At 64.4% G+C, this 23,707-nt stretch carries 22 protein-coding genes and 1 tRNA gene; 16 read left to right on the top strand and 7 right to left on the bottom strand.

Going from position 1 to position 23,707, the window contains the following annotated elements; genetic code table 11:
- Positions 1-2: 2 nt before the first annotated feature.
- The gene (locus A3AC_RS0106995) at positions 3-380 is read right to left on the bottom strand and encodes a thioredoxin family protein (protein ID WP_025598064.1); all 378 of its coding nucleotides are present in this window, start codon (positions 378-380) and stop codon (positions 3-5) included.
- Positions 381-480: 100 nt separating this feature from the next.
- Positions 481-1,743, bottom strand: coding sequence for a DNA-processing protein DprA (gene dprA / locus A3AC_RS0106990; protein ID WP_025598063.1), 1,263 nt, complete (start codon positions 1,741-1,743; stop codon positions 481-483).
- Between the two features lie 244 nt (positions 1,744-1,987).
- Here dprA and def point away from each other — a divergent pair, with 244 nt between their 5' ends.
- The 14 genes from def to A3AC_RS0106920 all read left to right on the top strand — a co-directional run bounded on the left by def (position 1,988) and on the right by A3AC_RS0106920 (position 14,742).
- Positions 1,988-2,491 (top strand): peptide deformylase, encoded by a 504-nt coding sequence (gene def / locus A3AC_RS0106985; RefSeq protein WP_025598062.1) that lies wholly within the window; start codon positions 1,988-1,990, stop codon positions 2,489-2,491.
- A 37-nt stretch (positions 2,492-2,528) separates the two neighbouring features.
- The gene (fmt, locus tag A3AC_RS0106980) at positions 2,529-3,515 is read left to right on the top strand and encodes a methionyl-tRNA formyltransferase (protein ID WP_025598061.1); all 987 of its coding nucleotides are present in this window, start codon (positions 2,529-2,531) and stop codon (positions 3,513-3,515) included.
- Between the two features lie 113 nt (positions 3,516-3,628).
- On the top strand, positions 3,629-4,270 hold the full coding sequence (locus A3AC_RS0106975) for a LysE family translocator (protein ID WP_025598060.1): 642 nt from the start codon (positions 3,629-3,631) through the stop codon (positions 4,268-4,270).
- A 104-nt stretch (positions 4,271-4,374) separates the two neighbouring features.
- Entirely contained in the window at positions 4,375-5,232 is an 858-nt protein-coding gene (gene htpX / locus A3AC_RS0106970; protein WP_025598059.1) for a zinc metalloprotease HtpX, read from the top strand.
- A gap of 191 nt (positions 5,233-5,423) precedes the next feature.
- Positions 5,424-6,863, top strand: coding sequence for a 16S rRNA (cytosine(967)-C(5))-methyltransferase RsmB (gene rsmB / locus A3AC_RS0106965; RefSeq protein WP_025598058.1), 1,440 nt, complete (start codon positions 5,424-5,426; stop codon positions 6,861-6,863).
- Entirely contained in the window at positions 6,860-7,459 is a 600-nt protein-coding gene (locus A3AC_RS0106960) for a DUF4390 domain-containing protein (protein WP_025598057.1), read from the top strand. The genes rsmB and A3AC_RS0106960 overlap by 4 nt, the downstream gene beginning before the upstream one ends.
- Positions 7,449-9,863: a sensor histidine kinase gene (locus A3AC_RS0106955; protein WP_025598056.1), complete on the top strand. Its 2,415-nt coding sequence runs from the start codon at positions 7,449-7,451 to the stop codon at positions 9,861-9,863. The genes A3AC_RS0106960 and A3AC_RS0106955 overlap by 11 nt, the downstream gene beginning before the upstream one ends.
- Positions 9,864-10,553, top strand: coding sequence for a response regulator transcription factor EsaR (gene esaR, locus A3AC_RS0106950; protein WP_025598055.1), 690 nt, complete (start codon positions 9,864-9,866; stop codon positions 10,551-10,553). It begins immediately after the preceding gene.
- Between the two features lie 98 nt (positions 10,554-10,651).
- Positions 10,652-10,727 (top strand) — tRNA-Phe (locus tag A3AC_RS0106945).
- 398 nt (positions 10,728-11,125) lie between these two features.
- A complete protein-coding gene (gene queC / locus A3AC_RS0106940) occupies positions 11,126-11,857 on the top strand; it encodes a 7-cyano-7-deazaguanine synthase QueC (RefSeq protein ID WP_025598054.1) in 732 nt (243 codons plus the stop codon).
- 107 nt (positions 11,858-11,964) lie between these two features.
- Positions 11,965-12,597: a 7-carboxy-7-deazaguanine synthase gene (queE, locus tag A3AC_RS0106935; protein WP_025598053.1), complete on the top strand. Its 633-nt coding sequence runs from the start codon at positions 11,965-11,967 to the stop codon at positions 12,595-12,597.
- A 9-nt stretch (positions 12,598-12,606) separates the two neighbouring features.
- The gene (queD, locus tag A3AC_RS0106930) at positions 12,607-13,050 is read left to right on the top strand and encodes a 6-carboxytetrahydropterin synthase QueD (protein WP_156924586.1); all 444 of its coding nucleotides are present in this window, start codon (positions 12,607-12,609) and stop codon (positions 13,048-13,050) included.
- A gap of 211 nt (positions 13,051-13,261) precedes the next feature.
- Positions 13,262-14,044 carry an HpcH/HpaI aldolase family protein gene (locus A3AC_RS0106925; protein WP_025598051.1) on the top strand — a complete coding sequence of 261 codons (783 nt, stop codon included), beginning with the start codon at positions 13,262-13,264 and terminating at the stop codon, positions 14,042-14,044.
- Positions 14,041-14,742 carry a tetratricopeptide repeat protein gene (locus A3AC_RS0106920; RefSeq protein ID WP_025598050.1) on the top strand — a complete coding sequence of 234 codons (702 nt, stop codon included), beginning with the start codon at positions 14,041-14,043 and terminating at the stop codon, positions 14,740-14,742. The genes A3AC_RS0106925 and A3AC_RS0106920 overlap by 4 nt, the downstream gene beginning before the upstream one ends.
- Positions 14,743-14,810: 68 nt before the next feature.
- On the opposite strand, the gene rodA is transcribed toward A3AC_RS0106920, so the two are convergent.
- From rodA to A3AC_RS0106895, 5 genes are all read right to left on the bottom strand, one after another.
- Positions 14,811-15,959 (bottom strand): rod shape-determining protein RodA, encoded by a 1,149-nt coding sequence (gene rodA, locus A3AC_RS0106915; RefSeq protein ID WP_025598049.1) that lies wholly within the window; start codon positions 15,957-15,959, stop codon positions 14,811-14,813.
- Positions 15,960-15,969: 10 nt separating this feature from the next.
- On the bottom strand, positions 15,970-18,417 hold the full coding sequence (gene mrdA, locus A3AC_RS0106910) for a penicillin-binding protein 2 (protein ID WP_025598048.1): 2,448 nt from the start codon (positions 18,415-18,417) through the stop codon (positions 15,970-15,972).
- Between the two features lie 141 nt (positions 18,418-18,558).
- Positions 18,559-19,071, bottom strand: coding sequence for a rod shape-determining protein MreD (mreD, locus tag A3AC_RS0106905; RefSeq protein WP_025598047.1), 513 nt, complete (start codon positions 19,069-19,071; stop codon positions 18,559-18,561).
- The gene (gene mreC / locus A3AC_RS0106900) at positions 19,068-20,165 is read right to left on the bottom strand and encodes a rod shape-determining protein MreC (RefSeq protein ID WP_025598046.1); all 1,098 of its coding nucleotides are present in this window, start codon (positions 20,163-20,165) and stop codon (positions 19,068-19,070) included. The genes mreD and mreC overlap by 4 nt, the downstream gene beginning before the upstream one ends.
- Positions 20,166-20,316: 151 nt before the next feature.
- Positions 20,317-21,360, bottom strand: a complete 1,044-nt coding sequence (locus A3AC_RS0106895; RefSeq protein ID WP_004189550.1) for a rod shape-determining protein — start codon at positions 21,358-21,360, stop codon at positions 20,317-20,319.
- A gap of 375 nt (positions 21,361-21,735) precedes the next feature.
- Between A3AC_RS0106895 and gatC the strand changes: the two genes are divergently transcribed.
- Both gatC and gatA read left to right on the top strand, forming a co-directional pair.
- A complete protein-coding gene (gene gatC, locus A3AC_RS0106890) occupies positions 21,736-22,035 on the top strand; it encodes an Asp-tRNA(Asn)/Glu-tRNA(Gln) amidotransferase subunit GatC (protein WP_025598045.1) in 300 nt (99 codons plus the stop codon).
- Positions 22,036-22,219: 184 nt separating this feature from the next.
- Complete coding sequence (gene gatA, locus A3AC_RS0106885; protein WP_025598044.1) at positions 22,220-23,707, top strand: Asp-tRNA(Asn)/Glu-tRNA(Gln) amidotransferase subunit GatA; 1,488 nt, start codon at positions 22,220-22,222, stop codon at positions 23,705-23,707.

Genomic DNA, 23,707 nt, shown 5'->3' with positions numbered 1-23,707 from the left:
CTTCAGACGGCCGCCAGCGCGGGCCGCAGCTTGGGTGCGCCGACCACGCCCGGCAGCGCGGTCAGGTCCGACAACATCCGCTCGACAATCGCTGCCTGAGGCAAAACGGTGCCGAAGAAGCGTGTCGTTACTGAGTCTTCGATCAGAATGGTCGGAAAATTCTCGACATCAAGATCATCGAATCGATCCGCATGCGTCTCGATGTCGATCCATGCGAAACAGATCTCCGGATGCCGCTCGGCCAGCTTGTCGAACGCCTCGCGGTACTCGCGACAGGTTCCGCACCACTCCGCGCACAGGCAGGCGACGAACAGCGTGTCGGGTTCGTTGACGCGCTCGGCTATCCGGTCCTGGTCGGTGTCGAGATTCAGCGCGGGCATGGTGGTTCCTCAAGTGCTTGGTCGAATGCTTTGGCGCGAATGTAGCACGGCCGATCGCGCAGGGTGTCCGAGCGGCGAGCGTGTCTAGCCGATTCGCGGCCTAGCCGTGGCTTGCCCGCGTGTAGCGGCCGCCGGGCAGCGCGCTGACGTGGCCGGCGAGTTCCAGTTGCAGCAGCGTGGCCTGCAAGGCGGCGTAGTCCATCTCGGTGCGCGTGGCGAGAATTTCAAGACTCGTCGGGGCGTGCCCGAGCGCGGCGAGGAGCCGCTCCGCGTCGGGGTCGGACGGAACGATTGCATTCGAGCGGCGCGCTTCAGTGTTTGCGGGCCCTGGCTGCGCCGCGTTCGCCGGTTCGCGGCTATTCGACGAGTCACCTGGCGTGCAGCCAGCCGCGGCATCGGCGAACGTGCACGTCGCGCCGCGCTGAACGTGGATGCCCGCGGCAAGGGGAGAGGCAACCGGCGCGGCCCTCGCGAACCCCAATTCATCGAGCACCTCGTCAGGCGTCTCCACGAGCTTTGCGCCCTGCTTGATCATCCGATGACACCCGCGCGACAGTGGCGCGTGAATGGAGCCGGGCAACGCGAAGATATCGCGGCCCATCTCGTTGGCAAGCCGCGCGGTGATGAGCGAGCCCGAGCGCATGGCCGCCTCGACAATCAGCACGCCGCTCACGAGTCCCGCGATCAGCCGGTTGCGCTGGGGGAAGTTGGCGGCGCGCGCCGGCGTGCCGAGCGGCCACTCCGACAGAATCGCGCCTTGCACGGCAATTTGCCTCGCCAGCGCATGATGCGCGGAGGGATAGACCAGATCCGCGCCGGTGCCGATCACCGCGACGGTGCTTCCAATTCCGTCGAGCCCGCCCCGATGCGCCGCGCCGTCGATCCCTTGGGCAAGCCCGGACACGACGGTCACGCCCGCCGCCGAAATCGTCCGCGCGAAGCGTTCAGCGTCTTCCATGCCTTGCGGCGTGGCGCTGCGGCTGCCCACTAGCGCGACCGCGCGTGTATGCAGCAAGTCCAGCCGTCCCTTTATATATAGCAGCGGCGGCGGATCGGGCATGGTGAGGAGCGCCGGCGGGTAGGCCGGGTCGTCGAGCGTGACGATCTGGTTGCCGGGCAGCTCACGCCAGGCAATCGCCGCGTCCAGTTGGGCGTCGAATTCGGGGCCCGTCGGAGCCAGCGCCGCGCGTGCCGCAGCCTCGCCGGCAATCGCGGCGAGCGTTTCGGGCTGCTGCTGAAGAATCGCCTCCGGAAGGCCGAAGGCACTCAGCAACAGGCGCAACGCCGCGGGTTTGAGTCCCGGCGCGAGAGAGAGCCGCAGCCACGCGGCGAGTTCAGTTTCCGTCGAAGGCAAGCTGTGCATTGTGGGTCGATCCTCGTGCAGGGGCCAGCGGGCAGGCGGGCGCCATGCTAAAATTTTCATCATCCGAAATAACTGCAGCGCCGCGCCCACCCGCGCGGGCTCGTCGTCTAGCGCGTGTGGCGCGTTGAATCGAACCGGTTCGACACCATCTATCGTGTGCGTATTGCGACGGGCCCACAACCTGGCCGAATGGCCAACGCGAGCCTTCCCACGGTCAGCGGCGCCGAAATTCACACTCGAAATCATGGCTTTACTGAACATCCTCAATTACCCGGACAAACGGCTGCACAAGGTTGCGAAGCCGGTGGAAGAGGTCAACGACCGTATCCGCCGCCTCGTCGCGGATATGGCCGAAACCATGTACGCCGCGCCGGGCGTGGGCCTCGCGGCCACCCAGGTCGACGTGCACGAGCGCGTGATCGTGATCGACGTCTCGGACACGCACGATCAGTTGCTCGCGTTCATCAATCCGGAAATTGTCTGGTCGAGCGACGAGAAAAAGCTCTCGGAGGAGGGCTGTCTGTCCGTGCCGGGCATTTACGACAACGTCGAGCGCGCGGAGAAAGTGCGCGTGCGGGCGCTGAACGAGAAGGGCGAAACGTTCGAGATGGACTGTGAAGGGCTTCTCGCAGTGTGCATTCAGCACGAAATGGATCACCTGATGGGCCGCGTGTTCGTCGAATATCTGTCGCCGCTGAAGCAGACGCGCATCAAAAGCAAGATGAAGAAACTCGCCCACGCGATGTAATGCGCGCCCGTTCCGCTACCCGCCTGCTTCCCCGCTCATGAGTCATTCGTTGCGCGTTGTCTTCGCCGGTACGCCGGAATTCGCTTCGGCGGCGCTCGCCGCCATCCACGGTGCCGGTTTTCCGGTGCCGCTCGTGCTCACCCAGCCGGATCGGCCGGCGGGTCGCGGCATGAAATTGCAGGCGAGTCCCGTCAAGCGTTACGCCGTCGAGCACGGGCTCGCGCTCGCGCAACCGCCGTCGCTGCGCCTGGCCGGCAAGTATCCGGCCGAGGCCGCGGCCGCCATCGAGCAGTTGCGCGCCACGCCGCACGACGTAATGGTGGTGGCCGCCTACGGCCTGATCCTGCCGCAGGAAGTGCTCGATATCGCGCCGTTCGGCTGCATTAATATTCACGCGTCGCTGCTGCCGCGCTGGCGCGGCGCCGCGCCGATTCATCGCGCGATCGAGGCGGGCGACGCCGAAACCGGCATCACGCTCATGCAGATGGACGCCGGCCTCGACACCGGCGCGATGATCTCCGAAACGCGCACCCCAATTTCCGCCGACGACACCACCGCCACCTTGCACGACCGCCTTGCGCAAGCCGGCGCGAAGCTGATCGTCGAGGCCCTGATGGAACTGGAGAAGAGCGGCAAGCTGGCATCCACGCCGCAACCCGCCGACGGCGTGACTTACGCGGAAAAGATCGGCAAGCACGAGGCCGCTCTCAACTGGCGTCGCCCGGCTGTGGCGCTCGCCCGCCAGGTGCGCGCGTTCGACCCGTTCCCGGGCGGCGTGGCCACGCTCGAAGACGGCACCTCGATCAAGATCTGGGCGGCCGCCGCCGAAGACGCCCCGAGCCACGCGGCGCCCGGCACGATCACCGATGTTTCCCCCGAAGGCGTAGTCGTGGCCTGTGGCGAAGGCGCACTGCGTCTCACGCAATTGCAAAAACCCGGCGGCAAGCGCCTGCCGGTGCGCGAATTCCTGGCCGGCTTTGCGCTGGCTACGGGTCAGCGTTTCGAGCTTCCCGAAGCGAATTAACACGGCGCGGCTGCGCCTTGCCATCGTCCGTTCGGCCGACGGCAAGCGGCACCGCCGGGCGCTCGCCGCGCGTTAGAATCGTTGTTGCAGAGGATCAGTTTCCGAGGATTCCCATGTTCGGCATCACCCATTTCGAGTTTTTCGTCATCGCCGTTTTCTTGCTGAACGTCACGCCGGGGCCGGATACGGCTTATATCGTCGGGCGCAGCGTCGCGCAGGGCCGAGGAGCGGGGCTCATGTCCGCGCTGGGCATTTCGGCTGGCTGCTGCGTGCACTCGCTCGCGTGCGCGTTTGGCCTGACGGCGCTGCTCGCCGCGTCGGCTACCGCGTTCACCGTCATCAAGTTTGTCGGCGCGATCTATCTGATCTATCTGGGCGTGCGCCTCATTTTCGCCAGGCCCGCCGTGGACGAGGCCCGCGGCGCAGCGCGCGCGGCCGGCGCGCCGAAGTCGCTGCGTCAGCTGTTCCTGCAAGGCTTCTGGACCAACGTGCTGAATCCGAAGGTCGTGCTTTTCTTCGTGTCGTTCTTCCCGCAGTTCGTTGCCGCCGGCACCGAGCAGAAGGCGCTCGCCTTTCTCACGCTCGGCGCAGTGTTCGTGGTGATGAGCATGCTGTGGAACAGCTTTGTCGCGTGGGTCGCCGGCAGCGTGACGCAGCGCTTCTCGGGCAAGCCTTCGGTGAAGAAGTGGCTCGACCGCGGCGTCGGCAGCGCCTTTGTCGGCCTGGGCATCAAGCTCGCCACTGCATCGAGATGATTGAATTTTCCGCGCGCGTCCATATCTAACATTTCGCTTACAATCAGGCGCCGCAATGATGCGGCACGGATATGAACCTGGCGTTAGGGCAAGGAGTTGCAGACATGTTCAATTGGGTCAAAACCGCGATGTTGATGGCCGCGATCACGGCCCTTTTCATCGTGATCGGCGGAATGATAGGCGGGTCGCGCGGCATGACGATCGCGCTCGTCATTGCGCTCGGCATGAATTTTTTCTCGTACTGGTTCTCGGACAAGATGGTGCTGCGCATGTACAACGCGCAGGAAGTCGACGAAACCAGCGCGCCGCAGTTCTACCGCATGGTGCGTGAACTCTCCACGGGCGCCGGCTTGCCGATGCCGCGCGTCTACCTGATCAACGAAGACGCGCCGAACGCATTCGCCACCGGCCGCAACCCGGAGCATGCGGCGGTTGCAGCGACCACCGGTATTCTGCGTGTGCTGTCCGAGCGCGAAATGCGGGGCGTGATGGCGCACGAACTCGCGCACGTGAAACATCGCGACATTCTCATCTCGACCATTTCGGCCACCATGGCCGGCGCGATTTCCGCGCTCGCGAACTTCGCGATGTTCTTTGGCGGCCGCGACGAAAACGGGCGTCCCACGAACCCGATCGCCGGCATTGCAGTCGCGCTGCTAGCGCCTATTGCCGGCGCGCTGATCCAGATGGCGATTTCGCGCGCGCGTGAATTCGAGGCGGACCGCGGCGGCGCGCAGATTTCCGGCGACCCGCAAGCGCTCGCTTCGGCGCTCGACAAGATTCATCGTTACGCGAGCGGCATTCCGTTCCCCGCGGCCGAGCAGCATCCGGCCACCGCGCAGATGATGATCATGAACCCGCTGGCGGGCGGCGGCATCGCGAATCTGTTCTCTACGCACCCGGCGACAGAGGAACGCATCGCGCGTCTGATGGAGATGGCCCGCACCGGGCGCTTCGAATAAAAGCCGTGCGCGCCGTTTGACGCGCGGTCTGACAAAGAGATAGGCGGGTCTTCGGACTCGCCTTTTTGTTTGCTGAAGGCGGCCCTGCGCTCCGCCGACGCCGCCTGGCGGTCCGCGAGCCGCGAGCCGCGCCACGCTACAATGTGCGTTCATTGTGCCGCGCCTACCGCGCGGCCTGCCTTAGTCTTCCCATGATCCCAAAGCCTTCTTCGCGTTCTGCTTCTTCGTCGGCGCGTCCGCGCGAGTCCCGCTTGTCCGTGCTGCATCTCGCGCCGGAGTCGCTCGGCTTCGCGCTCGATTGCGCCGCGCAAGCGGTCGGCGCCGTGCGCCTCGGCGCGGCTTTGCCGGCAGCGCTGCAATCCGTTTTCGTGTCCGCGCCGGAGGGCAGCGCCGCTGCTGCGCGCGGTGCGGTGCAGGACATCGCTTATCGAACGATGCGGCGTCTCGGCACGGCCGAGTGGCTGATCGCGCGGCTCGTCAAGAAAGCGCCGCCGCCCCATGTCGGCCATGTGCTGGCCTGCGCCCTTGCGCTCCTGATCGACGACGAAGCGAGCGCGGCCTATACCCCGTTCACGGTCGTCGACCAGGCGGTCAGGGCGATTGCGGCACGTCGTGAATTCGCGTTTGCGAAGGGGCTTGTCAACGCGGTGCTGCGCAACTTCCTACGCGAGCGCGACCTGCTGCTGACAGAAGCACAAGCCGACGAAGTGGCGCGCTGGAATTACCCGACGTGGTGGATCGACGCGGTGAGACGCGCATGGCCCGAAGCATGGCAAGACGTGCTCGCGGCCGGCAACACGCAAGGTCCGTTGACACTGCGCGTGAACGCGCGTCATTCGACTGTCGAAGCCTATCTGCAAGTCCTCGAGCAGCATCACATCGCCGCTAGCAAAGTGGGCGATCAGGCGGTCAAGCTCGCCGCGCCGATGCCTGTCGATCGTATTCCTGGCTTTAACGAGGGCGTGGTCTCGGTGCAGGACGCGGGCGCGCAGCTCGCCGCGCAACTGCTCGGCGTGCGTGACGGCATGCGCGTGCTCGACGCGTGCGCCGCGCCGGGCGGCAAGACCGGACATCTGCTCGAACTCGCGAACCTGCAACTGGTCGCGCTCGAAAGCGACGTGGCGCGCGCGCGGCGCATCGGCGAAAACCTGCAGCGGCTCAAGCTCGAAGCAGAAGTCCGAATCGGCGACGCGGGCGCGCCGTCCAAATGGCACGACGACATCGACCAGCCTTTCGATCGCATTCTTGCGGACGTGCCGTGCTCGGCGTCGGGCATCGTGCGGCGCCATCCGGACATTCGCTGGTTGCGCCGCGCGTCCGACATTCCCGCGCTCGTCGACGAACAGCGGCGCATTCTCGACGCGCTTTGGCCGCTCGTGAAACCTGGCGGCGAGTTGCTTTACGTTACGTGCTCGATCTTTCCCGAAGAAGGCGAGTTGCAGGCGCAGTGGTTTGGAAACAACTGCCAGGATGCGGTACGATTGGACGCGCCGGGGCAACTTCTACCTTCAGTCGCCCGCGCGCCCGCCGACACATCGGCCGGTTCTCATGCCGGAGAATTCGCTGACATCAGCGCCGGCGCGAACTCAGACCACGACGGATTTTTCTACGCGCGCTTTCAGAAACGGTGACCATCAAACGCTTCTTCCCGCTTCGGCTCGCCGCCGTGCTTTGGGTCGTGCTGGCCGTCTGGCTTGCGGCACCCGGCGCGGCGCGCGCCGACTCGATCGCCGTGCAGCGCGCTTCGCTGCAAGCCGACAACACCGGTTGGAGCCTCGACGCGCGTTTCGACTTCGAGTTGAACAGTAATCTCGAAGACGCAGTCAATAAGGGCATTCCGCTTTACTTCACGACCGATTTCGAACTGAGCCGGCCGCGCTGGTACTGGTTCGACGAACAGCCGGTCAACGTGTCGCAGAGCCTGCGGCTGTCATTTCAGCCGCTCACGCGTGAATATCGTGTGTCGAGTGTGTCGTCCGGCGGTTTGCAGCTTGGCTTCTCCACGTTGAAGGACGCGCTCGCGGTCATCAAGCATGTGTCGTCTTGGCATGTGATCGAGCGCAACGACGTGCATGTGGGCGAGACCTACACCGCGTCGGTGCGCATGCAGCTCGACGTTGCGCTTATGCCCAAGCCGTTCCAGATCGACGCGGTGAACAACCGCGACTGGAACCTCGCTTCCGAATGGAAGCGCTTTACCTTCACGGTGACCGAACGTGCTAAATAAAGTGCGCTCCGCCACCAGCGTCAGCAGCATCGTCGCACGCGTGCTGGTGACCACTGTCGCCGTGACGGCTGTGCTGTTGCTCGTGCTGCTCGCCGCGGCAAGCGCCAACACCGAATTCTTCGACCGCTATTACCAGTGGCTGTATGCGGCCAATCTGGTTGTCGCGATCATCTTTCTGCTCGTGGTGGTCACGCTCGTCGTCGTCATCATCGTGCGATTGCGAAAGGGTAAGTTCGGCACCCGGTTGCTCGCCAAGCTCGCGTTTTTCATGGCGCTGGTGGGCGTGGTGCCGGGCGGCATCATCTACGTGGTCTCGTATCAGTTCGTCTCGCGCAGTATCGAATCGTGGTTCGACGTGAATGTGGAAACCGCGCTTACGTCGGGTCTGAGCCTCGGGCGCAGCATGCTCGATACGTCGCTGTCCGATCTGCAAACCAAGGGGCGCCTGATGTCCGAGCAGCTCGCGAGCGCTGACGCGGCCGGCACGACGCTCACGCTGCTGCGTCTGCGCGACCAGTTCGGCGTGCAGGACGCGACGATCGTCGAGCCCACGCGCAGCATGTCCGGCGCGACGCCCGACATGCACGTGGTCGCACAGGCCTCGGGCAATTACGCGACGCTCGTGCCGAACGATCTGCCCACGCCGCTCATGATCGATCAGGCGCGCGGACGCGGATATGCGGCGATCGAAGGCGAGATCGACGGCGATCCTCGCGTGCACGGCAGCAAGGGCGCGCTAAGGCTGCGCGTCGTGCAGCGCATTCCCGATTCAAACGCGGCGCTTCTGCAACCCACCGAGCGTTTTCTGCAGCTCACGCAGCCGGTGTCGCAATCGCTTGCACGCAATGCCGACGCTGTGCAGCGCGCGTATCGCGAGTATCAGGAGAAAGCGCTCGGGCGTACGGGGTTGCGCAAGATGTACATCGGCACGCTCACGCTCGCGCTCTTTCTCGCCACCTTCATCGCAATGATGCTGGCGCTCGCGCTCGGCAATCAGCTCGCGCGGCCGCTGTTCCTGCTCGCGCAGGGCACCAAGGAAATTACCGAGGGCGACTACACGCCCAAGCGCGAAATCAAATCGCGCGACGAACTCGGCTTTCTCACGCAGTCGTTCAATGCAATGACGCGGCAGTTGTCCGAGGCGCGTGCCGCGGTCGAGAACAACCGCATTGCACTCGAGCATTCGAAGGCGTATCTGGAGAGCATTCTCGCGAACCTCACGGCGGGCGTGTTCGTGTTCGACCGGCAGTTCCGGCTCACCACGGCCAATCGCGGCGCCGAGCGCATCTTCCGTCAGCAGTTCCAGGAGGTGCTCGGCTCGGCGCTCGAACAGATCGGCGTGCTGAGCGAATTCGGCGGCATGGTGCGCAAGGCGTTTGCCGACCGCGAAGCCGCAAGCGGCGATGGTCATGACGACGGCGGCCATTGGCAGCAGCAGTTTTCGATTCAGGTGCCGGGCGAATCGGAGCCGCTCACGTTGCTCGTGCGCGGCGCACGCCTCGTGTCCGCAACCGATCGCGACGCGCAGGACATGCAGACGTCCGGCTATGTGGTGGTGTTCGACGACATCTCGGACGTGATCTCCGCGCAGCGCTCCGTCGCATGGGGCGAGGTCGCGCGGCGGCTCGCGCATGAGATCAAGAATCCGCTCACGCCGATCCAGCTTTCGGCCGAGCGTCTGCAGATGAAGCTCGCTGACAAGCTCGCGCCGTCGGATGCGGATGTATTGAAGCGCGGCGCGACCACCATCGTGAACCAGGTCGCCGCGATGAAGCAGATGGTCGATAATTTCCGCGACTACGCGCGCACGCCGCCCGCCGTGCTCGCGCATCTGCAATTGAACGACCTCGTGAGCGAAGTCCTGACGCTTTACGGAATTGAAGAAGGCAAGGGCGCCATTCAGGTCGAGCTGTCGGAACTGCCTGCAATTCGTGGCGATGCGACGCAGTTGCGGCAGGTGATCCACAACCTGCTGCAGAATGCTCAGGACGCGGTGGCCGAGGTCGAACGCCCGCGTGTGCTGCTCGAGACGAGGACAGTAGAATACGGAGACCCCGACGCAGAAGGCAAGGCACGCGTCGCTGTACGTCTGACAGTGTCGGATAACGGACCGGGTTTCCCCACACGCATTCTCACGCGTGCATTCGAACCCTACGTGACGACCAAGGCCAAGGGCACGGGCCTGGGTCTTGCGATGGTCAAGAAGATCGTCGACGAACATGGCGCGCGCATCGACATTCGCAATCGCATGAAAGCTGGCGATGTGATCGAGGGCGCGCAGATTTCGATCCTCTTCCTTCAACTGGCAGACGACGCCGCGGCTCCCGAAGCGGGACCGCATCCTGCGCATGGCGGTGCGTCGCAGGGAAAGACAAAAGCAACAGTGCAGACAAAGGCAGCGTAAATGGCAACCATCCTGGTGGTAGATGATGAAATGGGCATCCGGGAATTGCTCTCGGAGATCCTGAGCGACGAGGGGCATGTCGTGGAGGCGGCAGAAAACGCGCAGCAGGCGCGCGAATTCCGTTTGCGTCAGGCGCCGGACCTGGTGCTGCTCGACATCTGGATGCCCGATACCGACGGCGTGACGTTGCTCAAGGAGTGGGCTGCGCAAGGGCAGCTCACCATGCCGGTGATCATGATGTCCGGTCACGCGACCATCGACACAGCAGTCGAAGCAACGAAGATCGGCGCGCTGAATTTTCTTGAGAAGCCGATTGCGTTGCAGAAGCTGCTGAAGGCCGTCGAGCAGGGTCTCGCGCGCGGCACCGCGGCGGTCGCGCCTGGCGGCGCGGCGGCGAAATCCGCAATGCCGATGAGCTCGTCTGCGGTGGCTTCGGCTGCGGCCCTGCCGATGCTGTCCGCCGACGGCCACGGCAGCGGCGTGCTGGCGGCGCAAACCGCATCCATTTCTTTCGATATTCCGCTGCGCGATGCGCGCGATGCATTCGAGCGTGCGTACTTCGAGTATCACCTCGCACGCGAGAACGGCAGCATGACGCGCGTCGCGGAAAAGACCGGGCTGGAGCGCACGCATCTGTATCGCAAGCTCAAGCAGCTCGGCGTCGATCTCGGCAAGAACAAAGGCGAGTGAGGGCCGCGCGGCGTCGTGTGGCGATTTCGCTTGCGTAGATTTTTTAGACAAGGGGCTTGCCCAGTAGATGGCCCTTTGATATCATTTCGTTCTTCGTTGGCCCGGTAGCTCAGTTGGTAGAGCAGCGGATTGAAAATCCGCGTGTCGATGGTTCGATTCCGTCCCAGGCCACCAGGATTCAGCCCCAGGAAATCGCAAGATTCCTGGGGCTTTTCCTTTTGCTGTGGGGTTTCGTTGCTTCAGGGCTCGCGCGGTAGTACGGCGGGCGCGTCCGGCGAGCTTCGGCGTCGCGTGATAAAATCGCGCCAGTTCAAGGACTTGCATGAGAGCGCGGCGCCTGCTGAATGCGTTCGTTGGCGCATATTGGCCTTTATAGCCGCGCGGTCAACGCGATCCGCACCAAACCCCTCGGCCGACGATTATCGGTATAAGCGCCCAGCAGCTTCGCAGGCGGAAGGCGCGGCCTATACTGCTTTGGGCCGGCAGCAGTGCCGGCTCGCGTCGCGCCGCGTTGCTTGCATGGCGCACTTCGCGCAGCGCTACGCGGCACTCATCATTCACGGAGTTTCACGGTGATCCGCAAAGACGCTAAACGTAGCGCTCTGGTGCTGTTTTCCGGCGGCCAGGATTCCGCCACGTGCCTCGCATGGGCACTTGAACGATATGAAACGGTAGAGACGCTAGGCTTCGATTACGGCCAGCGTCACCGCGTCGAACTCGAATGCCGGGATGGCTTCCGCAGTGCGGTGGCGCGCACCTTCCCCGCATGGGGCGAGCGCCTCGGCGACGATCACATGATCGACCTGTCCGTTCTCGGCGCGATCAGTGACACGGCAATGACTCGCGAAATCGAGATCGAGGCCACGGCCAACGGTTTGCCGAACACCTTCGTGCCAGGCCGCAACCTGATGTTCATGACGATCGCGGCGGCAATTGCGTATCGGCGCGGATTGCAGGTGCTCGTCGGCGGAATGTGTGAAACGGATTTCTCGGGCTATCCCGATTGCCGCGACGACACCATGAAGGCGCTGCAGGTCGCCCTGAATCTGGGCATGGACACGCGCTTCCTGCTCGAAACTCCGCTGATGTGGCTCGACAAGGCCGACACCTGGCGTCTCGCGCGCGAGTTGGGCGGCGACGAACTGGTCGAACTGGTGCGGGTCGAGACGCACACCTGCTATGTCGGCGAGCGCGCGGAATTGCATGACTGGGGTTTCGGTTGCGGAGAATGTCCGGCCTGCCGCTTGCGCAAGCGTGGTTATGAAGCGTATCTCGCAGGTGAAAAGGTAACCGAGCCGGTGTGACCATGCCGCGCAACGGCGCGGCTTTGGCAATTGTTCGTAGGTACACAAGCTATACAAGGTACATAAAGTACGCGAGTACAGGTACAAGGCACAGGGCGGAAAGCAGCATGACGTACGCGGTCAAGGAAATTTTCTACACGTTGCAAGGCGAGGGCGCGAATGCCGGGCGCCCGGCCGTGTTTTGCCGCTTCGCCGGCTGCAACCTGTGGTCGGGGCGGGAGGAAGACCGCGCCGAAGCCGTGTGCCGCTTCTGCGACACGGATTTCGTCGGCACGGACGGTGAGAACGGCGGCAAGTACCGCACCGCTGAAGATCTGGTGCAGATGATCGCTTCGCAATGGCCGCAAGGCGAGGGCCAGCGCTTTGTCGTGTGTACCGGCGGGGAGCCGATGCTGCAGATCGACCAGCCGCTCGTCGACGCGCTGCACGCGGCCGGCTTTGAGATCGCCATCGAAACGAACGGCTCGTTGCCGGTGCTCGAGACGATCGACTGGATTTGCGTGAGCCCGAAGGCCGACGCGCCGCTCGTCGTCACCAAAGGCAACGAACTGAAAGTCGTGATTCCGCAGGACAACCAGCGCCTGTCCGACTACGCGAAGCTCGACTTCGAGTATTTCCTCGTCCAGCCGATGGACGGCCCGTCGCGCGACATCAACACCAGGCTCGCGATCGACTGGTGCAAACGCCATCCGCAATGGCGCCTGTCGATGCAGACCCACAAGTATCTGAACATTCCCTGATTTGCCGTGCTGACGATTACACGAAAACTCGAATTCGACGCGGGTCACCGCATTCCCGATCACCGTAGCCAGTGCCGCAATCTGCACGGCCATCGCTATGTGCTCGAAATCACGCTGCAAGGCGATCTTGTCGACACCGAAGGCGCGCCCGATCGCGGCATGGTGATGGATTTCGCCGACGTGAAGTCGCTGGCCGTCGAGCATCTCGTCGACAAGTGGGATCACGCTTTCCTCGTCTACGAAGGCGATTCGCAGGTGCGCGGCTTTCTCGAAACAATGGCCGGCCACAAGACGGTCGTGCTCGATCGCATTCCCACCGTGGAAAATCTCGCGGCCGTCGCGTTCGAGATTCTCGCCAACGTCTACGACGCGCACTACGGCGTGAATCTGCGGCTCCAGAAGGTGCGCCTGTACGAGACGCCGAATTGCTGGGCCGACGTGGTCCGCGACTAACGCTCCTCCCCGCTGCGCGGCCAGCCGCCGCGTTATTGTCACGGTATGATCGCTTCCATAACCACACGGAGCGAGACATGCCGGTTACAGCATTGCGTTGCAGCAGGCACAGAGGCCGCCCGCGTCCGGGCGAAGCGCTGTGCCGCACTCATCCAGGCGCGCTGGCCCGCGGCTCGTGCAATGACGGTTTCGAACGGCACGGAGCGCGGCAATGAGCACCTTCACCAATCCCCTCAAGCAACGTCTGAAAGAAGCCGATCCGCTGTTCGGGCTCTGGCTGTCGCTCGGCAGCGATGCCGCCGCGGAGGCGCTCGCGCACGCCGGCTTCGACTGGCTGCTGATCGACATGGAACACGCGCCGAACGACAGCGGCGACGTGACCTCGCAACTTCGGGCGATTGCCGCCGCGCATCTGCCGAGCGAACCAGTGGTGCGTCTGCCGGCTCGCGAGCCGTGGCTCGTCAAGCGTGTGATGGACGCCGGCGCGCGTACGCTGATGTTTCCGAACATCGAGTCCGCTGAAGAAGCGGCGCACGCGGTTCGCCTCACGCAGTATCCGAGCGCGGAGGCGGTCGATGGTCTGCGCGGCGTCGCGGGCGCGGTGCGCGCTGCCGCATACGGCATGCGGCGCGACTACGTGCAAACGGCAAACGCGCAGATCGCGACCATCGTGCAGATCGAGTCGGCGCGCGGCCTCGATGAAGTGGAAAAGATCGCGGCGACGCCGGGCGTCGATTGCCTGTTCGTCGGACCCGCCGATCTCGCCGCGAGCCTCGGCCATCTCGGCGATTCGAAGCACGCCGACGTGCAGGCGGCCATGGCGCGCATCGTCAGTGCCGCGGACAAGGCCGGCATTGCCGCCGGCATTTTTTCGATGGACGCCGCGAGCGCAAGGCAGCATCGCGACGCCGGTTTTCGTTTTATCGCTCTGGCCGCCGATGTCATGTGGATGTTGCGCGCAACCCGCCAGGCGTTGCAGGAGGTGAGAGCATGAAGTGGCTGAGGCAAGGCGTCGTCGCGCGGGCAGCCGTGGCGGCGGTATTGATGACAGGCGTGGCGGCGCATGCGCAGGATCGTGTCGCGAAATCGAACGACCCCGAGACGCAAACCGCGGTCGCCGACTACAACGCCGGCAATATGACGGCGGCGCTCTCCGAATTTCGCAAAGCGGCCGAGCGCGGCAGCCGCCTCGCGCAGTTCAATTACGCGATGATGCTGCTCAACGGCGAAGGCACTGCGGCCAACATCGATGAAGGCAAGAAGTGGCTGCGTAAGGCCGCCGACGCCAACATGTCGCACGCGCAATATGTGTACGGCAAGATGTATGACGATGGCGAGTTTGTCGGGCGCGATCCCGTGGAAGCGCACCGCTGGTTTCTGAAGGCCGCGCAGCAGGGGCACGTGCAGGCTGAGCTCGCCCTCGCCAATCAGTTCCTCGATGGACGAGGCACCGATCGCGACAACAAGCAGGCGTTCCTCTGGTACAAGAAGGCCGCGGAAGGCGGCGACATGACCGCGCAGTACGTGACCGGCTCCTTCTACGAGCGCGGCGGCGACGGCGTGGACAGGAACCTCAACGTGGCGCGGGCTTACTACGCTGCGGCGGCCGCGCAAGGCGATCCGGCGGCGCGGCTCAAGTATCAGCAACTGAGTTCGCAGTTGCGGGATCAGAAGGAAGTGAAACCGCAATAAGCGAAAGGGGCGCATCTGACGAAGCGCCCCTTCTCTTTTGCACGGCTTTGCAGCGCGATGTGTCCGTGCTAGCTCTGCATCAGCCGCTTTTGCCGCGCGACGCTCATGATGAGGCCAATGGCGACGCCGAGTGTTGTGAGCGCAGTGCCGCCGTAGCTCATGAACGGCAGCGGCACGCCGACCACCGGCAGAATGCCGCTCACCATGCCGATGTTGACGAACGCGTAGGTGAAGAATGCCATGGTCAACGAGCCGGCCAGCAAGCGTCCGAACAGTGTCGCGCCGTTTGCCGCGATATACAGCCCGCGCGCGATGAGCAGCATATAGAGCGTGAGCAGCACGATGCCGCCCGCGAGTCCGAATTCCTCGGAGAACACCGCGAAAATAAAGTCGGTGTGCTTCTCGGGGATGAACTCCAGATGCGCCTGCGTGCCCTTCAGCCAGCCCTTGCCCAGCGGGCCGCCGGAGCCGATTGCAATCACCGCCTGAATGGTGTGGAAGCCTTTGCCGAGCGGATCCGAAGTCGGATCGAGCAGCGTGCAGATGCGGTGCTTCTGATAGTCGTGCATCAGCGGCCACTGAACCTCGGGCTGGCAGATCTTGTCCTGCAACGCCGCGATCGAAGCGACCGCGATCACGCCGGCAATCAGCACCGGCACGATCAGTTTGAAGCTCAGGCCCGCGAAATAAATCACGAAGAAGCCCGCGGCGAAGACCAGCACCGCCGTGCCAAGGTCGGGCTGCTTGGCGATCAGACCTACCGGCACAGCCAGAATCAGCAGCCCGACGACGAAGTCATACCAGCGCATCACGCCTTCGCGCCGCTGGTAGTACCAGGCGAGCATGAGCGGCGTCGCGATCTTCAAAATCTCCGACGGCTGGATGACCACGCCCACGTTGATCCAGCGCTTTGCCCCCTTGCGCGTGAGGCCGAACAGCGCCACGGCGACCAGTAACGCAATCCCGAACGTGTACAGCGGGACCGCGAAGCGCATGAGCGTGGTCGGCGGAACATTGGCTAGCGCCCACATCAGCACGAACGTCAGCATGATGTTGCGCAACTGGTCTTCCACGCGGCCCGGCACATCCAGACTCGCGCTGTACAAGGTGACGATGCCCACGCACAGCAGCAGGAACACGATCAGTGCGAGCGGGCGGTCGAAGCCCGCGAACATGCGCTTGATGCGGTCGAGCCAGGCGCGCTTGTCGAATTGCATGCCTTTCTCCTTATTCGTCGATGCCGCCGGAAACCGGCTGACGTGGCGACGCCGGCTCAGTGCCGCTATCGCGCGATGGTTCCCGGCCCGCATTGGTTGCGGGGCGTGCAGCGGCAGCGGGCGCTGGCGCGCTCGCCGGTTGGGGCTGGCGCGGCGCGCCGGATTTGCGCCGGGTCGGATTGTTGGCCGACGAGGCTGAGGCCGGCACCGGTGTATTTGCCGTGGGAGCCGATGCCGCCGGCTTGCGCGCCGCTGCTGTACCCGCCGCGGCGGCGGGCGATCTGGATGTTGCGGCAGCAGGAGACGAGACGCCTACCGCAGCCGCTGCGCCCGACACGCCATTCAGCCCGGATGCCGCCGATGCCGCTGAAGCGGCCGAAGCCGCCGCTGCGGCCGAGGCAGCCGCCGCCCCAGAAGCCGCTCCCGGCATGGGCAGCGCGGTAAAGCCCGCGGCGATCCTGACCGGCTGCGTCGCTTGCTGCGGCGCGGGCGCGGTGCCGACTTCCGGTGCGGACGCGTCCTCAGTCGCCGACGCCGCCGCCGCGACAGCCGCCGCCTCCGCGCCTGGCTTGTTCTTGCCGACCAGGTAGTAGTCGAGCACCTTGCGCGCGATCGGGCCGGCCGCCTCGGCGCCCCAGCCGCCGTTCTCGACGATCAGCGCGAGCGCGATCTTCGGTTGCTCGGCCGGCGCGAAGGCGATGAAAAGCGCGTGGTCGCGCAAGTGTTCGGCGATCGCGTGACCCTTGTAGTTCGCGCCCTGCAGCGAATAGACCTGCGCCGTGCCGGTCTTGCCCGCCGCCAGATACGGCGCGCCGATGAACACCTTCGACGCCGTGCCGTTCGTCACGACGCCTTCCATCGCGCGCTTGATGATGTCGATGTCCGACTGCTTCACCGGAATCTTGTCGCTCGGATCGCGCACGACCGGGCGCGTGTCTTTGGTGAGCGGATTTTCGATGTCGCGCACGAGATGCGGTTTCATCACGATGCCGTTGTTCGCGAGCGTGGCCGTGGCGTGCGCGAGCTGAAGAATCGTGAACGAGTTATAGCCCTGGCCGATGCCCAGGCTGATCGTTTCCCCTTCGTACCACTTCTGCTGTTCGGGCTTGCGGTACGCCTTGCGCTTCCATTCCGTGGACGGCAGGATGCCGCGCGCCTCGCCCGCAATGTCGATGCCGGTGATCTGGCCGAAGCCCCACGGCTTCATGAAGTTCGCGATGTTGTTCACGCCGAGATCGTGCGCGAGCATGTAGAAGTAAGTGTCGTTCGACACCACGATCGCACGGTTCATGTCGACCCAGCCCTGACCCGAGCGCACGTCGTTGCGGAACGTGTGACCGCCGAAGGTGTAGGAGCCCGGATCCTGGAAGCCCCAGCCCGGCGTGCGCTTATGCAGCGACAGCGCGGCGAGCGCCATAAACGGCTTGTACGTGGAGCCGGGCGGATAGGTGCCGTGCAGCGGCCGGTTCAGGAGCGGATGGTCGGGCGAGTTGTTGAGCTCGTCCCAGGTCTGCTGATCGATGCCGTCTACGAACGAATTCGGATCGAAGCTCGGCGCGGAGACGAATGCGAGCACGTCGCCGGTGGACGGCTCGATGGCGACGAGCGCGCCGCGGCGGCCCGCGAATGCCTGCTCGGCGACCTGCTGCAGGCCGATGTCGAGCGACAGCACGAGGTTATTGCCAGGCGTGGCCTGCGTGCGCGACATCGTGCGCACCGGCCGGCCGCCGGCGGTGACTTCGACTTCCTCGAAACCAGTCTGGCCGTGCAACTCCGTCTCGTAACTCTGCTCGACGCCGATCTTGCCGATGTAGTCGGTGCCCTTGTAGTTGTTTGCGTCCAGACGCGGATCATAGTGTTCCGGATCGCTGTCGTTCTGATCGCTGGCGTCGTCGATGCGCTCCTGGTCGCGCTGCGAAATCCGCCCGATGTAGCCGATCACGTGCGCGGCCGTCGGGCCGAGCGGGTATTGGCGGAACAGACGCGCGCGCACTTCCACGCCCGGAAAGCGGAAGCGCTGGGCGGTGAAGCGCGCGACTTCGTCGTCGGTGAGGCGAGTGCGGATCGGCAGGCTCTCGAAGTTCTTCGAGTCTTCCTGCAGCTTCTTGAAACGGCGGCGGTCGCGCGCGTCGATCGAGACGACCGTGGCCAGATCGTCGATCACGCTTTCGAGCGGCGCATTGAGCTTGGAAGGCGTGATTTCGAGCGTGTACGCAGAGTAGTTCTTTGCCAGCACCACGCCGTTACGGTCTGTGATGATGCCGCGGTTCGGCACAATCGGCGCAACGGAAATGCGGTTTTCGTCGGCCTGCAGCGAGTACTTGCTGTAGTGCCAGACTTGCAGGAACAGGAAGCGAAAGCCGATCAGCCCGAAGCAGACGAACACGAACAGGCCCGCCGCCGCGACGCGCACGCGGAACTTCGAGAGCTGTTGCTGAGTGTCCTTGAATTCGGTCATGCGATTTTGCAAAAGGCCGGGCGACGGCCATTACGAGTGTGCGCCTGATCCGGGCAAAACCGGAAGGCATGAAGAGCGATGGGCGCCGAGCGCACAGGCAATGCGGGGTTGATCGCGATGGCCTGCACGCGCGGCGCCGGGTTAAATGGGCCGCGTGTCGTCTGGGTCGGCCGGGCGGCGCTGCGGCATCAACAGCAGCACGCTGGCGACCGGCCACAGCGCGGCTTCGACGAATCCGTCAATCAGATAGCCCCAACCGGGAAACGCCGCGCCCGTCAGCAGACGGATCACGAACGGCACCAGTTGTGCGATGACGAGAAGCGGCATGACCGCAAAAGTTTGCACGCCTAGCGACATCCACAGCACACGGCGATGGATCGTGATCGCGCCGTACGAGAGCAGCGTGTACGCAAGCGCGTGCTCGCCGAGCAGGCTCGCGTTGTGCACGTCCATCAGCAAACCGAGAAAGAACGCGATGCCCATGCCGACCTTGCGCGGCTGGTGCACGTTCCAGAACAGCAGCACGAGCGCGACGAAATCAGGCACGCCGATGAGGCGCCCCCACGGCATCAGATTCAGCAGGAACGCCGCGGCGAGACTGAACGCGATGAAGTACGGATTGACCGGCTGCAGAATGTATTGCGGGCGGTTCATGGCTTGGCCCCCGGCGCGGCTTGCGGCTTTGCCTTTTCAGCAGCGGCGGCTGGTTTCGCCGCTGCTGATTTCTGGTCGGCGGCGCCCGCCTTGCCCGCCTGGGCCGATTTGGCGGCCTGGCCAGCCGCATTGCTCGCGGACTTCTCGGACGGTTTCGCTGATTTGTCGGCGGCGGCCTTACTGTCGGCCGGCTTCGCGCCTTTCTTTCCCTTCGTGTCTTTCGCTGGCGATTCCGGCTCCTCGACGGGGCGCGGCGGCACGTCGTTCACGTAATGCAGCACCAGCAATTGACGCGCGCCGCGCACCGGCGCAATCGGCAGGCAGATCACGCGCGCGAAGGCGGTATCCGCCTGCTTGTCGACACGCACCACCTTCGCGACCGGCAAGCCCGGCGGATATACGCCGTCGAGCCCGCTCGTGACGAGTTCGTCGCCCGTCTGCACGTCGGCGCTGATCGGCACGAAGCGCAGGTCGAGCGTGTCGCCCTTCGGGGTGCCGTAAATGACACTGCGCAGACCCGTGCGCACGATCTGCACCGGCACAGCCTGGTCCTTGTCGGTCAGCAGCGTCACTTCGGCTTGCAGCGGGAACACGCGGGTCACCTGGCCGATCACGCCGTCTTCGTTGACGACCGGCGAGCCGTTCTGAATGCCTTGCTGCGCGCCGCGGTTGATCACCACCTTCTGCGTGAACGGATCGCGCGTGTCGTACTGGATTTCCGCCGGCAGCGATTGCGTGGTCGCGCGCTGCGACAGCTGCAGCAACGCGCGCAAGTGGGCGTTCTCAGCGGAAAGCTCCGCGGCGGTGTTCGCCTGTTGCGACAGCTGAAGGTTCCTTGTGTGCAGCTTCTCGTTGTCGCTGCGCAGCGTGGCGCTCGTCACGGCGAGGTCGGCGGCGCCCATAAAGACGTCGCGCGGCACGAGCGCCGCGCGTTGCAACGGATAAAGACCCGCGCCGAGCACGCCGCGAACGATTTCAAGCGTCTTGAAGCGGGCGTCGGAGATCAGCAGGGCAAGCGCCAGCACGACGAAAAACACGAGCCGTGCGAGGGCGGAAGGGCCTTGCTTGAACAGGGGCGGCGGACTGTATTCCATGGTCGGCGCCGGGGGCGTAAGCGGTTGGGTGAGGCGGCGGCGCGCTGAAAACGCGGTTCAGCGTACGGACGCTGGGCGGCCGAGCCAACGGCAAACCGGCCCGCAAGGGGCCGTTTGCCAGATCCGCGCTACTGACATCGAACGCGCTCGCTTACTCGTACGAGAAGATGCTGCCGAGCTTGTCCATGCGCTCGAGCGCCATGCCCGAGCCGCGCACGACGCACGTGAGCGGGTCTTCGGCGACGAGCACCGGCAGGCCGGTTTCTTCGGCAAGCAGGCGGTCCAGATCGCGCAGCAGTGCGCCACCGCCCGTGAGCATCATGCCGCGTTCGGCGATGTCCGCGCCGAGTTCCGGCGGCGTTTGTTCGAGCGCGATCTTCACCGACGACACGATCTGGTTCAGCGGGTCGGTGAGCGCTTCGAGAATTTCGTTGCTGGAGATGGTGAAGCTGCGCGGAATGCCTTCCGACAGATTGCGGCCCTTCACTTCCATTTCCTTGACTTCGGAACCCGGGAAGGCCGAACCGATTTCCTTCTTGATGGCTTCAGCCGTTTGTTCGCCGATCAGCATGCCGTAGTTGCGGCGGATGTAGTTGACGATGGCTTCGTCGAACTTGTCGCCGCCCACACGCACCGAACCCTTATAGACGATGCCGCCGAGCGAGATCACGCCGACTTCGGTCGTGCCGCCGCCGATGTCCACGACCATGGAGCCGGTGGCTTCCGACACCGGCAGGCCGGCGCCGATTGCAGCGGCCATGGGTTCTTCAATGAGATAGACCTGCGAAGCGCCCGCGCCGTGCGCGGCTTCCTTGATCGCGCGGCGCTCGACCTGGGTCGAGCCGCACGGCACGCAGATGATGATGCGCGGCGACGGCGAGAACATGCGCGATTCGTGAGCAGTTTTGATGAACTGCTTGATCATCTGCTCCGTGACCGTAAAGTCGGCGATCACGCCGTCTTTCATGGGGCGGATCGCTTCAATGTTGCCCGGCACCTTGCCGAGCATCTGCTTGGCTTCCTTGCCGACTGCCTGAATGGTTTTCTTGCCGTTGGGTCCGCCTTCCTGGCGGATGGACACGACCGACGGTTCATCAAGAACGATGCCCTTGCCACGCATATAGATGAGCGTGTTGGCGGTGCCGAGGTCAATCGCCAGGTCGTTGGAGAAGTAGCTGCGCAAAAAACCGAACATTCAAAATCCTGTCTCGCTTGGGGCCGGGCCGCGCAATATTGCGCAGGGCGGCAGCGGAAAAAATAACAGCTTCAACCGGGCGATGCGGCGCCACAGGAACTTGAAGCTGCGAGGGAGTCTACCGGAGGCCGGTGCAAAGCCAGGCCAGAAATATCCGAACCATCTTCACGAAATGTCCAGAAAGGCCTTGATAAGTCGGTCCGGGTTTGGGTCGAACGCGTAATGATACCTTATAATTTTGGATGTTTTGAAGGAAACGGACGGCACTTTTTGCCGCCGCTGGCCCCTTTTTCGAGGTCTTCCTCCAGCGTCGTAACTCGCTGTCGCAGCGCTCTTTTCCTGCTGCGGCAGTCCGCCACTTTTTCCGGTGACTGCATGGCTTTGACCCTGACCGATGTTAAGCGCATCGCGCATCTCGCGCGGCTCGAACTGGCCGACGCCGACGCCGAACACACGCTTGTCCAGCTCAACGACTTTTTTGGCCTCGTCGAGCAGATGCAGGCGGTCGACACCACGGGCATCGCACCGCTTGCCCATCCGATCGAGCAGATCGAAGACGTCGCGCTGCGTCTGCGCGACGACGCGGTGACCGAAACCATCGAACGCGAAGCTTTCCAGCGTCCCGCGCCGGCCGTGCAGGACGGTTTGTATCTCGTGCCGAAGGTGATCGAGTAACACCCGCGCGGCAGGTCGCGCGCAGCCTGCAAGCCGCAGGCTGCGCGAAGAACGGCATGCCGCACCAGAGCCGGCGCCAGCAGGTCCGCTTTTCTCCGATACCTCGGCCCGGTTCGCCGGCGGGCAATCGAACGCCTCCACGGCAGCGCCATTCGCGCTGCCGCGCTTTCCAGGACAACACGCAATGCATGAAAAAAGTTTGACCGAACTGCGCGCCGCGTTGGCGGCCAAGGAATGCTCCGCAGTCGAGCTGGCGCAGCTCTATCTAGGCCGCATCGACGCCGCCGCGGGCCTCAATGCGTTCATTCAGGTGGACCCCGACCTGACGCTCGCGCAGGCGAAAGCCGCGGACGCGCTGCTTCACGCAGGCCACGGCGGTCCGCTGATCGGCGTGCCGATCGCGCACAAGGACGTGTTCGTCACGAAGGGATGGCGCTCCACCGCCGGCTCGAAAATGCTGTCCAACTACGAAAGCCCGTTCGACGCCACCGTGGTCGAGCGTCTGCAGAAGGCGGGCATGGTGTGCGTCGGCAAGACGAATATGGACGAGTTCGCGATGGGCTCGTCGAACGAAAATTCGTATTTTGGTCCGGTGCAGAACCCTTGGGATCGTCAGGCGGTGCCGGGCGGTTCGTCGGGCGGCTCCGCGGCGGCTGTCGCCGCGCGCCTCGCGCCTGCTGCAACCGGTACGGATACCGGCGGCTCCATCCGTCAGCCGGCGTCGTTCTCGGGCATCACCGGCATCAAGCCGACTTACGGCCGCGTGTCGCGCTACGGCATGATCGCGTTCGCTTCGTCGCTGGATCAGGGCGGCCCGATGGCGCAAAGCGCCGCCGATTGCGCGATGCTACTCAACGCCATGGCGGGTTTCGACGAGCGCGATTCGACAAGCCTCGTGCGCGACGACGAAGACTACACGCGTTATCTCGGCGAGCCGTGGAAGCAAGGTGACGCGGGCAAGCCGCTCGCCGGCCTGCGCATCGGCTTGCCGAAGGAGTATTTCGGCGCCGGTCTCGCCGACGACGTGCGCGCGTCCATCGAAGCCGCGCTGAAGCAGTACGAAGCGCTTGGCGCCACGCTCGTCGAGGTGTCGCTGCCGAAAACCGAGCTATCCATCCCGGTGTACTACGTGATCGCGCCGGCTGAGGCGTCGTCGAACCTGTCGCGCTTTGACGGCGTGCGTTTCGGCCATCGCGCCGCGGAATACCGCGATCTGCTCGACATGTACAAGAAGTCGCGCGCGGAGGGCTTCGGGCCTGAAGTGAAGCGCCGCATCATGGTCGGCGCCTACGTGCTGTCGCACGGCTACTACGACGCCTATTACCTGCAAGCGCAGAAAATTCGCCGCATCATCGCGCAAGATTTCCAGGAGGCGTTCAAACACTGCGACGTGATCATGGGACCGGTCGCGCCTTCTGTGGCGTGGGATCTGGGCGCTAAGGGCGACGATCCGGTGCAGATGTATCTCGCGGACGTCTACACGCTGTCGGTGAGCCTCGCCGGTTTGCCGGGCATGAGCGTGCCGTGCGGCTTCGGCGCGGGCGCGAACGCACAGCGCCCGGTGGGATTGCAGATCATCGGCAATTATTTCAACGAAGCCCGGATGCTGCAGGTGGCCGACGCGTTCCAGCGCGCGACCGACTGGCACCGCAAGTCACCGGCAGGAGTGTGA

It is taken from the genome of Burkholderia sp. WSM2230 (assembly GCF_000472445.1).
Classification (GTDB): Bacteria; Pseudomonadota; Gammaproteobacteria; order Burkholderiales; family Burkholderiaceae; genus Paraburkholderia.
Note: the sequence above shows the minus strand (reverse complement) of the source record. Positions and strands in the feature narration are given on the sequence as shown.